The following is a 17006-nucleotide window of genomic DNA, read 5'->3' as shown; positions in this document are numbered from 1 at the left end:
ACACTTCTCGCAATGACGGTTATATAATTATTTTGCTTTTACTTCTTCAGTTGCAGTTTCTTCAGTTTCTGCCTTACTACCCTTACGCCCAATGATAGTAGCAATAATAAAATCACTTTTACTAGCTAGCTGAGTTCCTTCAGGTAATTTAATGCCTTTAGCTTTTAAAGACTGACCTATTAGCATATTGCTAACATCAATATTAATATTTTTAGGTATATTATTGACATCACATAAAAGAGTCATAGTTCTTTTGATGATATTAAAGAACCCTCCCCTTTTAACTCCTAAAGCTCTTTCTTTACCTTCGTAAACTACTGGAACTTCCATTGTTTGGGTTTTTTCTTCTAAATGGACAAAATCAACATGCCTAACTATGTCAGTAATCGGATGCAATTCTACAGCTTTTGGTAATACTTTATGGGTTTTGTTCCCCACTTTAATTTGAACAATGGATGATATAAAACCAGGCTTTCTATAGTGCTTAGTTATTTCTTTTTCTTCAATAGAAACAGCAAGTGGCTGTTTATTTGCTCCATAAACCACAGCAGGAACCATACCTCTTCTGCGTAGGTCTCTTGCAGCTCCTGTCCCAAATTTCTCCCGCATTTCCGCTGCAAGTTCTAATAGTTCACTCATCTTTTTCTCCCAAGAGATTTTAATAATATTAGGTAATGATAGTACTAAATGCTAAAAAATTCAAGTATTAATTTGACAAGTTGTTTGTCAATTGGTTACTATAGACGTTCATAGTAAAGTTATATAGGGAGTATTTGCATGTCAAAAGATCAAAATCAAGATCAAGGTCAACAAGAAATAGAAGCTGTATTATTAAAAGAAACCGCTGCATTAACAAAGATGCAGAATGTTATAGGTGGACTCCTCGAGGCTAATAAACAACTGGAGGACAGTATACAGTTAAAACAAGAAGTGGAAAAGCTAAAAAAAGAAGCACCATCTTTACCTTGGTTTAAAAGACTTGTGCAAATTATTCCACAGATAAAATATCTTTTTATAAAAAATGATGAGCAGATCTCTGCAGAGAAAAGAGAAATTAACAGAGAGATACTTACAGATGTTGACGATACATTAAAAAAAATAGGAAAAAAATCTTCATCGTTACAAGTAATCATCGATAAAGAATTACAGAAAGGGTTGGATAAGATTTTGCAAAAAGAGTTATCGGATAAACAAAAAGAAACAGCAGCAGAATTACAAGAACAGTTGAACAACTTAGCTGTATCCCAAGAAAATTTTAGGGAAATTGTACCAAAAATTTATAATGCTAATGAAGCTGTAGCATTAATGCACGAAAGAACACAACTAACCCAAATACAAAAAGACATCACCAAACTGGTAAATGCTAATGATAAAGTGCAAGGGCTGATTGCTATAAAACAACAATTAGCAAAATTGCAACAAGAATTACCATCAACTTGGTTAGATGGTCTTAAACAAATTGTAACAAAAATCAAGCATATTTTTGTAAGTACTCCGGAAAAAATTCTAGAAAAAACCGTAACCAAAAACAATGAAACGTTACGTCATATTGATAATGCTTTAAAATTCACTGGTAAGAACATAGAGAGTTCAAAACTAGCTAGAAAAGATAAGTTGCATAAAGAATTAGAGAAGTTGACAGAAAGAAAGTTATCAAACGAGCAGTCCAATGCAGTGAAAGTTTTAAGTAGTAAAATTGATTTAGCTTTTTCCAGAACAGTTTCTATTTCAGAACCATTACTAACTACGATTGGTCAAGAGCAGACTCAGTCGCAAACCTTGCACTCATCAATGCCTAATCTACAGACGGTGCCACTACGTCAAGCCCCGCCACCACCTCCTTTAGCTAACGCTTCATTACCAAACCAAGCTGTTCAGCAACAAAACACAATACCACCAGCACCGCCTCTACCTCCTGGGAGTATAGGTTCTCAGCAAGCAGCCGGCTCTATACCACGACCAACACGTCCAGCTCCACCGCCACCTTCTACACATACTACTTCGTTGCCGGATATAAATGCTCCACAACCAGAAGAACATGCTAGACGAGCATCTATGCCATCGTCAACAAAACGGCATGCTCCACCTCCACCTGTACGTACTACGTCGTTGCAGAATCTAGCTGACCCACAACCAAATATTGCAGCGGAAATACCTCCAACACCACCGCCGCCACCACTACATGTACCAGGCTTACAACAAGGGGCTCATCAAGAACCCCAAATAATACCACCGCCACCACCATTGCCACCGACAGCAGCCCAACCAGCTCCGCCGCCTCTACCAGATGGAGGGTTTTATCAACCGCCACCACCACCTCCTCCACCACCGCCGCCACCTGGTCAAACTAACAACCCGGCAGCAGCAAACCCAATAGAAGGGCAGGAGAATCGTGGGCAGCTATTAGATGAAATTAATAAGGGAATACAACTTAAATCAGTAGTAGTGCCTAAGGAGAAACAGCCGGCAGTAGCAGTGCCTGAGGAGAAAGATGAAAGAGGTACTCTATTAGCTGCAATTAGAGCTGGAGTAAAACTTAAAAAGGTAGATGATATAGATAAACAACACAAAGATGCTGTAGATAAAACTAAAGAAGGAGAGGAACCTTCTATTGAAAAATCTCTGAAAGACGCAATACTTGCTAGAAGACATGCATTCCAAGATGATGACGATGATGAACACCCACATGCTGACCTTGTGGAGTTTATTGAAAATAAAGATATCGATCAATCTGCTCTTATTAAGACACTTCATGCTGAACTTCCGGAGACTAAAAATATTGAGACCAAAAAAGAGCTAATTGAATTTATTGGGAAAGATTTCAGGGAGGAAGATTTTGAGGGATGGGAAGAAGTTGATCAGGAAAAGAAACAAACAGATATCGTTGAAAAGCTAAATGAACTTAAAGAGAACTATGATAATAAGACTCTTGACTTATCAGCTAAGCCTGTTGTTGAAGTGGCAGCAAAAAAAGAAGAGCTCCCTAAAGAGCTTCAGGCAGAAGTAAAAGCTATTGCAGCCACTATCCCTAAACCCGAGAATGTTACAGGAGCCAATAAGCTCCCTCCTACACCGCCTCCTCCCCCTAAACGACCTGTAGGACATGGTAAATAGGCTGACAACCATTAAGACAGTCTAGGATTGGATTGCCTTCAATGGCACTAAAGTGGCTTCTCGCAATGACGGTATGGCGAGAAGCTAAGCCCCCTGCCTACGCAGGGGTGACAACTACCCTTCTGTCATTGCGAGGAGGTCGCCAGACCGACGAAGCAATCCATTTTAATCGTTTTTTGGATTGCTTCGTCGACCTAAGGTCTCCTCGCAATGACGACTTTTCTACTTTATTTTCTTAAACTAAGTCAATTCAGGGGAATTGGGTAGCAGGAACGATGGAGCGACGCCTATAAATGATAGGCGAGTAACGACGTCACCAACTTCTCATCAATTGACTATATCTATAGCAACTAATTCATTGAACTTATACTAAAGAAAATTTAGAAAAAATTATTTTCTTTTGTCTTGATTTCTTGCCCACTATACTTTAAATTATCTCTAACTAAATGGGTTTTTAATATATGATCAATCATCATTCTGTAGAATCTTCTAATAACAGTGTAACTAAGAAATCTTATAATCTGTATTTTGCAGGTCCATTATTTACTAATAAGGATCTTATAGGTAATTTATATTTAGCTTCTGCCATAGAGGAGGCATCTAGTGGTAAGTATAAATTTATACTACCTCAAAATTTAGAGCAAAGGGATACCCATGCTAAACACATAAAAAATAATGATTTAAAAGCTATAAAAGAAGCTGATGGAGGCATATTTAGTTTTGACGGCACAGACCCAGATTCTGGTACAATAGTAGAATTTATTCAAAGTAAATTTTTAGATAAACCTGCAGTATTATATAGAAGTGATATTAGATTAGGGGGAGATCAGAAAAGGACTCAGGGTAATCCTTGGAATCTGATGATGTCAAATTATCCGCGTGCTAAAGTTGTTATAATTGAAGATATAGTGATAAAATATCAAGACTTCCATAAGCAGCATTCAGGTGATGTACACAGTATATCAAAAGCATTATCTCTTCTTATAGCTCAGCCTATTATTAAGGCATTAGATGAAGTATTTGCTACACTGCCGTTAGTGTTGCCTGATAACTTAGATAAGAAAATGCTAGATAAGCACTTTCATATACTTAATGATTTAGATACACACTAGGAGCCTGTCGGAGAATAGAGAATTTACCCTAAATACGGTCAATTTTTATTCTTCGACAACCTCCTATAGTCAATTCAGGAGGATTGGGTAGCAGGAGCGATGGAGCGACGCCTATAAGTAATCATAGTACCCTACAATTTTTATTCTATAAGTATTAAGCAGCATAAAAACGTCATTGCGAGGAGGCGTGAGCCTACGAAGTAATCCATATAGTCTTGGTGTATCTATACTATAGTCAATTGATGAGAATTTGGCGCTAGGAGCGATGGAGCGACGACGTCACCATCAATTGACTAATGGATAAAACAATTAAATTAAGTAAATATGACAAAAAAATATAATATCGCAGTGGTTGGGGCAACAGGTAATGTTGGGCGAGAAACTCTAGAAATTTTATTTGAGAGAAGTTTGCCAATTAATAATATCTATGCTATAGCATCGAGTGAATCTAATGGTAAAGAGGTTAGTTTTGGAGATGGTACTATAAAAATAGCTGATATAGATAGTGTAGATTTTAGTAAAATTGATATTGCTTTTTTTTCAGCCGGATCAGAAATATCAAAGAAATATATACCCATGGTTACCAAGCAAGGCTGCGTAGTTATCGATAAATCATCATTTTTCAGACTTGATCCTGATGTTCCTTTGATAGTTCCAGAAGCTAATCTGGCTAGCCTAAAAGATTATACTATTAAAAATATTATAGCTAATCCTAATTGCTGTACTGTTCCCATAGCTACCGCGTTAAAGCCTTTGGATAATGCCGTAAAGATTAAGAGACTGGTTATATCAACCTATCAGTCAGCTTCTGGAGCAGGCAAAAAAGGAATGGAAGAATTGTATGAACAAACCAAGGCAAAATATGTTTTTAAGGACATTGAACCTAAAGTTTTTCCACATCAAATAGCTTTTAATTTATTCCCGCATATAGGTAGCTTTAATAAAGATGGTTCTACTAGTGAAGAATCTAAGATCGCCCTGGAATTAGAAAAAATTATAGGAACACACGCTAAAGCTAGTGTAACTTGTGTTAGAGTACCGGTGTTTGTTGGTCATGCTATTTCAGTTAATGTTGAATTTAGTGGGGCAATAAATGCGGAAGAAGTAAAAGAGATTCTTAAAGAATCAGACTCTATTGAGGTTAATTGTCATTTAGATCCAATACAATATGTCACTCCCAAAGATGTAGTAGGTACGGATATGGTCTATGTCTCACGAATTAGACAAGATCATAGTCAAAAAAACACCATTAATTTATGGATTACAGCTGATAATTTACGTAAAGGAGCAGCTTTAAATGCTGTGCATATTGCTGAAGAGCTAATCAAGTATATTTGACAAATAATCAGAATAAATTGTGGATAACTTTGTGGGTAAATAAAAAATACTTATTTTGGGTAACTATGCTAAGGTCAGTTTTATATGTTATTGATAGCCAAGATATGTTGCCATAATTGCTTAAAGTATAGATTAAAGCTCGTTAACATTTTAATTAAAAATATATAAAAAGTCAATATAAATTTCTAACTTTTACTTAGTGCATAACTTTTTTGGTGTATAATTAAATTAATTAATCAATAATAAAATAATGAGACAAATACAAATAATTTCCGTTGGTAAACTTAATAATTATTATCAGCCAATTGCCAGAGATTATCAAAAATTGATAAAGTATAATATAAAATCCACAGAAATTTGTTATTCAAAAAAATTACCAGCTGAACAAATCAAACAATTTGAAGGTAAATTAATTAATGAATTTTTAGAAGAAAAATCCTGTAAAATAGTACTAAACATTATTGGTAATGATTATAATAGTCATGAATTTACAAAATTAATAACAAATAATTTGCAATCAGGTAAAAATATACAATTTATTATTGGTGGTGCATTCGGTTTAGATAAATCGATTCTTGAACAAGCAAATATCCATCTTAGCCTTTCAAAAATGACTATGCCCCATCAAATGGCAAAAATAATATTATTAGAACAAATATATCGGACTCAGACCATAATAGAAAACCATCCATATCATAAATAGGTATACTACTCTATGAAATTTAACAATTATCTTTTACATATTAGGCTCCTAACAATTCAGACAATCTTCCTACCAGTTATTTTTATGTCCTTATCAGCATTTGCTAATTCAGAGTTCAACAAGAATAATGCAGAATTTATTAATTTATTGAAAGATACAAAAATTACTGTTGTTGCTCCTGCTTCAGGAGTCAGCAATGAAATATTATCTAATTTGAGAAATATTACTTCGTTAAAACTAAACATTCCAAATGATTGCTTTAAAGGAAAAAGCCTATTCCATTCTTCCGATGATCAAACAAGATTATTATGTTTGGAAAAGGCCTTAACTGATCAATCAAATAACGTAATATGGGCTCTTCGTGGGGGGTATGGTTCAGCTAAATTAATTCCTGACTTACAACGCTTAAAGAAACCGATAAAGGAAAAGTTTTTTATAGGATTTAGTGATATGACAGCTTTACATATTTTCTTTTCGCAAGAATGGGGTTGGAAGACAATTCATGGTAATGGTATCGTTGAAATACTTAAGCCAACTAAAGATCGTCAAAATTTTATAAAAATAGCAAAAATAATTTCTGGTAAAGAAACTCAAGCTAAAATTAAAGGATTATCCGCACTTAACCTTGCAGCAAAATCCAGTAAAATCGTTACAGGTAATCTTACGGGCGGTAATCTAAGCATTGTACAAACATCTATAGGTACATCATGGCAAATAAAAACGGCAAATAAGATACTTTTCTTGGAAGATGTTGATACAAAGCCATACCAACTAGATCGTATCTTATATCATTTAAAACAAGCAGGGCTGTTAGAACAAGTAAACGCTATAATATTTGGAACTTGTGGAAATGATAACGAGACCATGATTAGGACTCTTACTGATTTTGCAGCTACCTTAAAAACCCCAATATTTAAGACCAATAGATTCGGTCATGAACGAGTTAATGATCCAATTATCTACAACACTGATACAAAAATTATTGTTACTGATGATAATCAGTTTGAATTAATAATGCAATGCTATTAAATAACCCCCCTCTCTCTTGTCACCCCTGCTTACGCAGGGGTCTCAGATCATAGCACCCTACAATTTTTATTCTATAAGTATTAAACAGCATAAAAACGTCATTGCGAGAAGGCGTGAGCCTACGAAGCAATCCATATAGTCTTGATGTATCTATACTAATTCTCATGGATTGCTTCGTCGCTACTAAAGTAGCTCCTCGCAATGACGCTTAGCAGTCAGCTTTCTTACTCATCATAAGGAAATAAATAAAAAATTGTAGGGTGCTATGCTCAGATTCCCACCGTTGCTAAGAATGACACAAGACTTTCACAGAAATGACAAAAAAGTTAGATGTCATAAAGGATGAACAGCCGGGTTAGCTATAATCATTTTCATATTTAGACATTTTAGCAGCTAAACGATATTGATTGATCCCATCAACATGCGATTTCACTTCACTTTTAATAAGCTCTTTTCTTTCTTCTATTTTCTTCAGTACTGCTTTACTATATTCTAAAGATTGACTATCACCATTACTTTCGGCTTTCTCACGCATAATATCATAATGTTCTTGTCTACGTATATATCTATCCTCATCAATCATTCTTTGCTCAATCTTATGGGCATTGTCAATCATTTCACGAGTTTGAGTATCTGTTGCTTTCTCTCGCATAAATCTTTCTCCCATTAATACTGGACTTTCTCCATCATTTTCACCTTGAGCAAGAGCATTATATACCTGAAAGGAAAGACCTTTGTTGGTTAATTGTTCATAATAATCAATATCTGCTATTCTACCCTGTAATTCAAGTTTAGCTAGATATTCAGGAGATGCGATATCTTCCTGAACAGCTATAGTTTCTTTATTGATTTTTGTCTTAAGTTTTTGATGTTCCAAAGCTCGTTGATCATCCTTAAGTGATTCATTATGGGTTCTAAGTCTTGGATCATTATAGTTAAAATCTTCCCACTCAGCCCCAGTCAAGTTACCCTCAAAAGCATCACGTAAATCCTTACCAACAACAGCCGTCAGAGCTTCCCGCTTTAACCCTTCATAACCAGCATATATTTTCTCCCCTATATTCCTACGTTTTCTATCCCGTAACGCTCTCTTTTCCTCAACACGCTTGTTCATATCTTGCCAACTTCTGAGAGGAGCTATATTTTTACCAAATAATCCTACTCCTCTTTTTGACATTTCTTGATGCGAATTCATATAAGCTTGCTGGAAATCTTTGGTAAACTTTGCATCACTGGCTAATTCTCGTAAACTCTTACCATCTTTAGTTTTCATTGACTCATTAAGTTGTTTCTTTTGATCTTCATTAAGAGAATCATATTTTTTACCTTCACCAAATTTAAGAGCTGCTAAATGATCTCGAAGTGCTGAATAACTATTGCCAGTAAATTCTTTAACTGGTTCATCAGGTTTAATGGTTTTCATAACCTCGTTAATAGCTCTGTGATAATCACTTTCAGCTTTAACATTAACGTCTTTATAATCTATACCGTAATTTCTTTTTACTTCACTTAAAACACTCGAATTTACTGATTTGGGGTCAAGTGCTTCTTGGGCAACACCCCCCATCTTCCAATCTTCATACTTACCGGCAAAAAACATACTTACCTTCTCAACTTGTTGATCCGCCCTTTTCTTGACAGCCCCAAAAGCATAGTTTGTAGGTCTCTCTATTTGTTGCTGAATAGGGGCAAAAGCAGCTTGTCCAACCGCTTGTAAATTTGTTAGATTACCCGATGTGCTAGATAAGAATTTAGCACTTGAAACAGCTATATCATTAAATTTACTTAGTAAATAAACACATACAAAAATTAACAATAATCCATCCAGCTGAACAAATTTACCATTAAAAAAGTTGTTAATTCTTGCTAAATCTTTGACTGGATCTAAAAATGGTAACTCAATATATCTATTCTCCTGACATTCATAAGCTGAACATAGTCTACCCTCCGGCGAACGACCTTCTGGTGAATTATCCCTTACACGATGATCAACAGGTACTAATATATCAGCTCTTGCTTTACTAAATTGGTTACCTTTCATTGGAGATGGAAACCACCAATAAAATATCGAGTCTCCAAGACTAGTATCTAGGTCTTCATTAATACTACCAAATAGTTCATTTATCGGACCTAAATTTGGGAAGTCATACTTACATACACCAAAACCAAGTGAAGAATATATTTCTGTTCTGATAATCATTGAAATAAATGCTAAACCAGTAAATAATATAATCGGTTGTATAGCATATGATATTAGCTGCCTTAACCAGTTCTCAAACAATGAACGGGTAATACCAAATAACATAAAGCAGATCAATATTGGTGCCATTATGATAATCATCCCAATAATTATCAATGCCGTAAGATATATAACAGTAGCCTTAAATACCATCATGAAGATATAATAAAGAGCTATCAGGAATAGAATTATATATATAAACCCTAATGGATCAACGAACAGTAATGAAAATAATTTTGCCATAGTTTGTGGAGCAATCATCAAGCCTATTATACTCCAAGAACCTGGCCCGGTCGCAGCAGTTTGTTTAATTATTTGTAATATTTGTTCTACCCCTTCTACAAAAAACACAAACAAATAATCATGGAAAAATTGCCAACTAATAGTAGAACTAAGTAAAGTAGATACTATACTAATTTTTACTATTCTAATTATTAGCTCAGTATGGGTGAGATTAACATTGCCAATTAGAAAAGAAAAGCCTGTAAATATAACATACAAAGTCAACAAAGCCGAAACAGATAAACGATATCCTGGTTTTTTAATAATATTCTCGTAAATCTTCCTAACTAACCCATGTTCCTCTCCTTTACCAAATAACTCAACTTTTATTAAATTTACTAAAAAGTCAATAGGATCTGGTCTAGTATCATTAACCCCAGATTTAATAACTACACGATACTGACCATTATTATCATCGTAAAACTTATCTAAAATCTTGAAATATAATGGAGATTTATCGTAATCATCTTTGTTGACATTTTCATAATTATAACTTATCCCTCCAGCTTTTACTAACTCACCTCTTTTAGTAAGGTCATACAGATTAACAGTAGGCTCACCAAGATGGGCAGTAATACCATCTGGTGCACGTTGTTTCTGAAATGAAATATTAGGGTCTGTATCATACTCAGCAATCAATAAATATAACCCCACTCCATTTTTAAATAAGCATGGGGCATTACTAACTTTTGCATCCTTAGTATTAGTACACATTATGCCATCTATAAATTGGCATTGTTGTAATCTCTTGCAAAATTCAGATAAAGTATTGGTATTATTTTCCTGACCATACCATGCACACCAAGCTGATAATTCTGAAGGGCTATTTTTATCTCCTTTAGCAAAATCCCAAGTTTTTACTAATATAGTAAGTGGTTGACCATTTACACTATATCCAGTATCGATCCAAGGAGCTGATTGATTATCTTTTTGTTGCTCACTTAACTGTTCTTTTTTGTATCTTGAAGAAATTACAAATTTTATAAAACCAAAATCATCTGCATCAATACACCTATCTCCAGTACACCCTGAAAGACAAAATATAGAAATTAACAAAATAGTACAAATATTCTTCATTTATAAAACCTAGGCTTAAATAGTAATTATTCCTGTTTAGTAGGTGGTGTGCCACCTGCTCCACCACCATCTGAATCATGTCTTGAGGCAAATATTTTGCCTGTATATTCTTTTTTATTTTCAGAGTCCTCTCTACCCTTTGCTCTATAATTTTGATCGATTACCTTGTCTTTAAATATTCTCGCTGGGGCAAGAGCTACATCCTTAATAGGTTTTGCTACAGTTCCCATATCCTGCATAATAGATTTTGTAGGATTATCAGGCTCTTGGAAATTCCCCTCCCGCCTTGCAGGTTGTACATTAGTCAATAGGACAACCACTTTAGTAACATAATCCACAAGCCCATGAGCCATTAGGCAATAAGCATAGAATAACAAACAACTGGTAAATATTACCAAAAATGTACCTGTAGAATTTAATAAATCGTTTAAATCATTAATTTCTGTAACTGATGGACTAAAAAAAGGTATCCCAGGTAAAAATGGCAAACTAAAAGAAAAATTAATTGGTATATCTATATGTGTTAAATCTAAACCTATAGCTATTGGTAAGAATCCTGGATTCCAACATGCTCTAACTACAATTTTTAAAAGTTGATCCGACATCACTTGATCTATTAATAAAAAGAATATTAATAATATGCTTGGTTGCATCATATAACTAAATAAAGTAGATAGCCAGTTATCAAAGATACTTTTCGTTTTTTCAAATAGTACCAAGATTATAAAGAATGGTGCTAAAGATATCATCACTGAAAGACCAATATATGCTATAACGTAACCTATGATAACTTCCAAAATAGCTCTAAAATATAGTGTAAGAGAATAAATAGTTATGATAGCAACAACAATAAGACCATTATGGATTTGTAATAGCTGTATGAACAATAATAACCAAAATCTACCATTGGTATATTTGTCAAATATTGGATCAATAAAACCAAAAATATTAGACTTAGAACTAGTGAGTCCTGATACATTGCTCATTATATAGTCAGTACCCTCAATAAAGGCACTAAATAAATAATCATTAAAAAAGCTCCAACTATTTTCTCCTAGTAGCACTGCTACCAAAGCTATTTTTATAAACCTAGTTAATAAATCTTTAGCCGTTATCTGGGTAGCACCTGCTAAAAAGGTTAACGCATATATCATTACATAGAGAACTAATGCTGATTTGATGATTCGTCGTAACGTTACGTTTTTAGTTAGTTTAGTATAGAAATGCCAAGTAGAATTATGAAAACTATCAGTAATAGGTTTAACGGCTCCTTTATATACAATATCTGAGAACCAAGTACTTCCAGTGTAATTAGCATAATTTACACTAATTTCTCCCATCACCTCTTTATTAGGATTCTTGACTCTAATCCATAAATAGCCATCTTTTTCAGCATCAATTGAAAAATCTTGGGCAATTTGTGTTCCAACGGTCGATTTTTCATCTGGCGTTCCACCATCTTCCATTATAGCATATTCAACTTCTATGTTTTTTTGTTGAGTATTACTAATAGCCTTATCACCATTACCTACTTCTACAATCATAATGTAGCGTCCAAAATGTAAGAATTTAGCACTCAAATCTACAGTAGAACCATTAATATAAGAACTAAGCTCACCAAAACTAGAAAAGCTAGTCCAATCACTCATTAGAGGCTTATCCAGAGCAGTAAACATACCTTGAATTGACCAATTAGTTGAAAAATCCAAATTACCGGCAACGCTAGACTTGTAATATAAGAAATTCTTTTTTAAAGATTCAGAATATACAAAACTTTCTGCTTCTCCCTTTATGACATTCCCACCTAGCGATATCTTCATTCCTCTTCCTTGATCATAGAAGCATACTGGATCATTATCATTAACAGAATTAGGACAATTTGTAACAGATAAGTTATTCATACGGTCTATAGATGATTGAGTTAATGGCTTACCAACTAATATTAGCTTATCTAATGTCTTATATTTGGTATTTGCTCCAGTACCACTACACTCTAAGCTTCTTAAGGGATCAATAACATTACATAATTTTTCTGTAGTTGAATATAATATTTTATTATCAATGTTACTATTAGTGTAAAGTGACGCTATTCCCAGCGTATTACTCTCAAGTTCTGTTTTTAATATATCTTTGTCAGTAGCTGCACTAAAAAACTCTCCCGCTGCTGCAAGAGTTATGTTTATTACATCACCTTGTTCTATATGAATTTTTTGTCTGTTTTTAGCAAAATTAAAATAGTCTACATAATTTTGTATTTTATTAAATGCTAAAGTTGCATAATCTTTCGTTTGGTCAGTTGACTTAAATCCTGGAAAATCACTAGCTTCATACTTATTAGTTAAATAATTAAAAGTTTTAATAAATATTTGAGGTTTATTGAACCTTGGATCTATACGGTAAATCACCAAATATTTTCTTGGATTACTTACAGCTCCCCTAGTACTCCATTCAAACTTAATTGCTCTATCTTTTTTAACGTAGTTACCGGTAGAATTCCATGTATTGGGTTTTGCCAGGTCTAAAGAAATTCTGCCTTCTTGCATACCATTAAATTTTGGTACTTCTAGACATGTCGCAAATAAAGCACCAAGCCCACTTAAAGTTGAATTCATCCAATCATATTTACTATCATCGGCTTTGGCAGAATGAAAGGCTAAGAGAACTAGTAAGGCAATAAATATTTGCCCCTTAAATAGTAGACTTCCTGCATAAGTCAATCTAGTTGGTGATTTTGTCGTCAAAACTCGCCTCCGCTCCGAACAATCGTCTATGTACGCGAGGGTAGCAGGCTTCGTTTTTCCTAAAAATCCCTCAACTATCTTTGACTTATGCAGGAAGTCTAGTAAATCTACCAACAAAATTAAATACCTAAAATTTCTCATCCTATTCACTTATTTTCAATTATTATTTCGGACTCGTATTAGAAGCACTTTCACCACCACCTTCACTATTATTTGAACTTTCAGCCTTATTGTTACCATCACTATCCTTGGTATCAATTTTTGATCTAGCTTTATTACCCTTATCAAGGGCTTTATTCCTATCTTTTAATCTTTTACTAGCATCTTGCTTGATTGCGTCTCTTCCTTGTTTGTCTAAACCAACTTTTTTCAAAGCTCCTTGCTCCATTGCCGATGACATATTTTGCCCCATAGAGGTAGCAGAAGGTCCAGCAGTACTAGTCAATTTTGCCACCATTTGCCCAGAAAATTCAACATAACCATACATTCCATAGGAAATAATAATCAAGGCAATATAATGTTGCATATTCAAGCCCATCATCCCAGAACGAGGATCCATCCCCCAAGGTGCAAACCAATTGATACAAAAAATCTCTAAATTAGAGAAAATTGCAGGAAGACCCGGAATGGCAGGGAATGGAATTTTTATTGGTAAAGCACATTTCCAACACACACTATAACCAGTTGTAAAATCCAAGTAAATTGTAAACAACTGAGTAAGTATAATAATTCCTGCCATTAAGATTACTGGTTCTATCATATATCTAAAAGTAAATCGCACCCAATTATCAAATAAATATCTCGTAAAATCAAATAGCATAAATGTAAGAAATAGTGGAGCTATGCCGATTAATAAAGCTGTTGCCATAAATGCCATAATATAAACTGCTACCGCCCGAAGAACGGTAATGATTACTATAATTACACTAATAAATAGTATAACAAAATAAATCAGTCCACTAAGGCCCATTGATAATAAAGATAGCACTTGACCAGCAAAAGTTTTACTAAATAATATTTTACTCATTAATGCATCTAAGAACATAAAAGGATTTGATATCTTATCCGTAGATGAAAACATACTATAACCACTCATATTAGAGATGATCCCATCTGAAAAATTAGTGATAAAATCAAATATATATTCATTAAAAAATCTAAAAGTACTCTCATTCATTAATCCACTAACTATGGCAATTTTTGCTATCCTAATTACCAAATCCTGTTGATTGATTTTAACCATACCTAGTAAAAACATTGCCCCATATAACATAACGTAAAGAATTAACACTGCTTTTATATAGTTAAAAAAGTTACTACAAGTAGTAGTTCCACCACCATAGCAAGTCATGTTCTTAAAAATTGTTACCGCAGCATCCTTGATTTTTCCTTTTAACAACTCAAATAAAGGATTTAGAACATTAAAAGTAAAGCTACCCACCTTTTGTGATGTACGAAATTCTACTTTGTACCTACCATAACTTTCTTTATAATCCTCTTTTGCATTGTAAATTCTCATCCATAAATATCCAGTATCATTCGCCGTAATTTTTGCATTACCATCGGCATCTTTCACTTGAATATTAGTAGTGCTATAAATTGTACTAGTTTTATTAGGATTTTCACCATATGGCATTATTAAATACTGTACTCCACCACGATTCTCTATAACATCATCAAAACTATTACCATTACTTCTTCGACATTTAGTTTGCTTAATATTTAACACATAACCACCAGTATTTTGGCTATAGTCAGAATATTTTGACCAAAAACGATATTGTAAATAGCTTTTTGCTGTAGCGGTTATAATATCGTTAAAAATAATTTGATATTTACTATTAGCCACCTTACTATCATTTCCCGAATCATTCCCCTTGTCTTTATCATTTATTTTAGCAACCATATAGGCTGTTCCTAAAGATTTAGATGGAGTTCCACTATTATCGATTCTGTATAATAAACCTGTTGGAGCAGCATACCAAAAATGTCTTTTTTTCTGGTAGTCTCCTTCTATATAAGCTTTATCTTTAATACTATGATCAACATCTGGGCATGTACGAGATGAGGCACTAGAATTGTAAGAACATTCCGGATGAAAATCCGTAAATAATTTTCTAACGTCACTAGACCAAGGAGATGTAAAAAAACCATCATCTCGATAAGGTTCTGGTGCCTCCCCCATAACATTAGCCCAAAAAGGAGTCTTATCACATATTGTTCTCCAATAACTAGCTAAATGGGCTCCATCTAGTATGCACACCCCATAACCTAATTCACGGTCTTCTGGTTTACTCCAACACACCTCATGTGGGGTAACATTAATACAATCGTTTGGATTATTACAATTTTCTGCAAATCTACAACCACTAACATACTCTCCATAATATATTGAATATCTACCACATAATGGACTGTATTTTCTCTTGCCTTCTGAGCAATCTGCTGTTTCTATAAAATTTTTAGATTCACCATCTTGCTTAACAAACTTAAAGATATTTTTTACACTAACATTAACCATATTTGGCAATTTCTTTTGATCCGGCAAAATTGATATTACAACCTCATCATTAACAAATAATTCAGCTATATTTCGCCATTCATCAGTTTTAGCATCAAAAATTAAAGATAACGGTTCCACATTAGTTTCTTCAACCCTAGGAATGGCAATTCTGTTACCATTACTATCCAAATCTGAAAGTTGTTGGATATTATTTGGGGGAATATAAGCCCTGCAGAGACTTATATTGCCTTTTATTGAAAACTGAATCTCCTGCCCATTTGTAACAGCTAGGTTAGTATTTAACCATTCTCCGTAATGCTTAGGATCATATTTAGTATTGAGCGAACCATCTGGGTTTGTTTCAGTAATAACAGTATAGTTTCCTGTTGCGTTAAGCATTACCGTATTAGTAATATAATCGGTATTACCACCCTGTGTGTCATCATATCTCATAAGACAACCATTAGTAATTTTTACTGATCCTATCATCGCAAGCACTACCATAACAAGGCTAACCAATAAAGCAATTAGACCTAGTAACATTATAAGTTTTGATAAATTTCCTTTCATATGATAATATCCAAGTTATAGCTAACCCCATTAGTATTTATCCATAACAAATTGACGTAATTACAAGAAGGTGTGAAGTCCAAACAAAGTAATCTACCTTGTGGCGTCATTGCGAGCGAGCGTATGTGAGCGTGGCAATCCATGAAGTTTGTATGGATTGCTTCGTCGATCTTACGACCTCCTCGCAATGACGTTGGGGTAGAAGTGTTTCCGTCATTGCGAGACCACGTAGTGGTCGTGGCAATCCATTGTTCATTGAATGCCATATATGACATTAGGGGTTTTTGTACTCCTCGCA

8 protein-coding genes and 1 pseudogene are annotated in these 17006 nt (G+C 34.1%); 5 read left to right on the top strand and 4 right to left on the bottom strand.

Annotated elements, in window-relative coordinates:
- Positions 1 to 27 precede the first annotated feature (27 nt).
- Positions 28 to 639 carry a 50S ribosomal protein L25/general stress protein Ctc gene (locus tag ACQH6S_RS06330; RefSeq protein ID WP_094648826.1) on the bottom strand — a complete coding sequence of 204 codons (612 nt, stop codon included), beginning with the start codon at positions 637 to 639 and terminating at the stop codon, positions 28 to 30.
- Between the two features lie 138 nt (positions 640 to 777).
- On the opposite strand from ACQH6S_RS06330, the gene ACQH6S_RS06325 reads away from it, so the two are divergent.
- The 5 genes from ACQH6S_RS06325 to ACQH6S_RS06305 all read left to right on the top strand — a co-directional run bounded on the left by ACQH6S_RS06325 (position 778) and on the right by ACQH6S_RS06305 (position 7296).
- Positions 778 to 3114 (top strand): WH2 domain-containing protein, encoded by a 2337-nt coding sequence (locus ACQH6S_RS06325; RefSeq protein WP_425364430.1) that lies wholly within the window; start codon positions 778 to 780, stop codon positions 3112 to 3114.
- Between the two features lie 461 nt (positions 3115 to 3575).
- Positions 3576 to 4226 (top strand): nucleoside 2-deoxyribosyltransferase, encoded by a 651-nt coding sequence (locus tag ACQH6S_RS06320; protein ID WP_425360238.1) that lies wholly within the window; start codon positions 3576 to 3578, stop codon positions 4224 to 4226.
- A 324-nt stretch (positions 4227 to 4550) separates the two neighbouring features.
- Positions 4551 to 5564, top strand: coding sequence for an aspartate-semialdehyde dehydrogenase (gene asd / locus ACQH6S_RS06315; RefSeq protein ID WP_425360237.1), 1014 nt, complete (start codon positions 4551 to 4553; stop codon positions 5562 to 5564).
- Between the two features lie 250 nt (positions 5565 to 5814).
- Entirely contained in the window at positions 5815 to 6267 is a 453-nt protein-coding gene (locus ACQH6S_RS06310) for a 23S rRNA (pseudouridine(1915)-N(3))-methyltransferase RlmH (protein ID WP_094649778.1), read from the top strand.
- Between the two features lie 84 nt (positions 6268 to 6351).
- Entirely contained in the window at positions 6352 to 7296 is a 945-nt protein-coding gene (locus tag ACQH6S_RS06305; RefSeq protein WP_425360236.1) for an LD-carboxypeptidase, read from the top strand.
- A gap of 373 nt (positions 7297 to 7669) precedes the next feature.
- Here ACQH6S_RS06305 and ACQH6S_RS06300 read toward each other — a convergent pair.
- From ACQH6S_RS06300 to ACQH6S_RS06290, 3 genes and pseudogenes are all read right to left on the bottom strand, one after another.
- Positions 7670 to 10894 (bottom strand): annotated as a pseudogene (locus tag ACQH6S_RS06300) (type IV secretion system protein); the annotation flags it as partial.
- Positions 10895 to 10920: 26 nt separating this feature from the next.
- The gene (locus tag ACQH6S_RS06295) at positions 10921 to 13575 is read right to left on the bottom strand and encodes a type IV secretion system protein (RefSeq protein ID WP_425360899.1); all 2655 of its coding nucleotides are present in this window, start codon (positions 13573 to 13575) and stop codon (positions 10921 to 10923) included.
- Positions 13576 to 13798: 223 nt separating this feature from the next.
- On the bottom strand, positions 13799 to 16708 hold the full coding sequence (locus ACQH6S_RS06290) for a type IV secretion system protein (protein WP_425360235.1): 2910 nt from the start codon (positions 16706 to 16708) through the stop codon (positions 13799 to 13801).
- Positions 16709 to 17006 lie beyond the last annotated feature (298 nt).

The organism is Candidatus Tisiphia endosymbiont of Mystacides longicornis, assembly GCF_964031095.1.
GTDB lineage: Bacteria > Pseudomonadota > Alphaproteobacteria > Rickettsiales > Rickettsiaceae > Tisiphia.
Note: the sequence above shows the minus strand (reverse complement) of the source record. Positions and strands in the feature narration are given on the sequence as shown.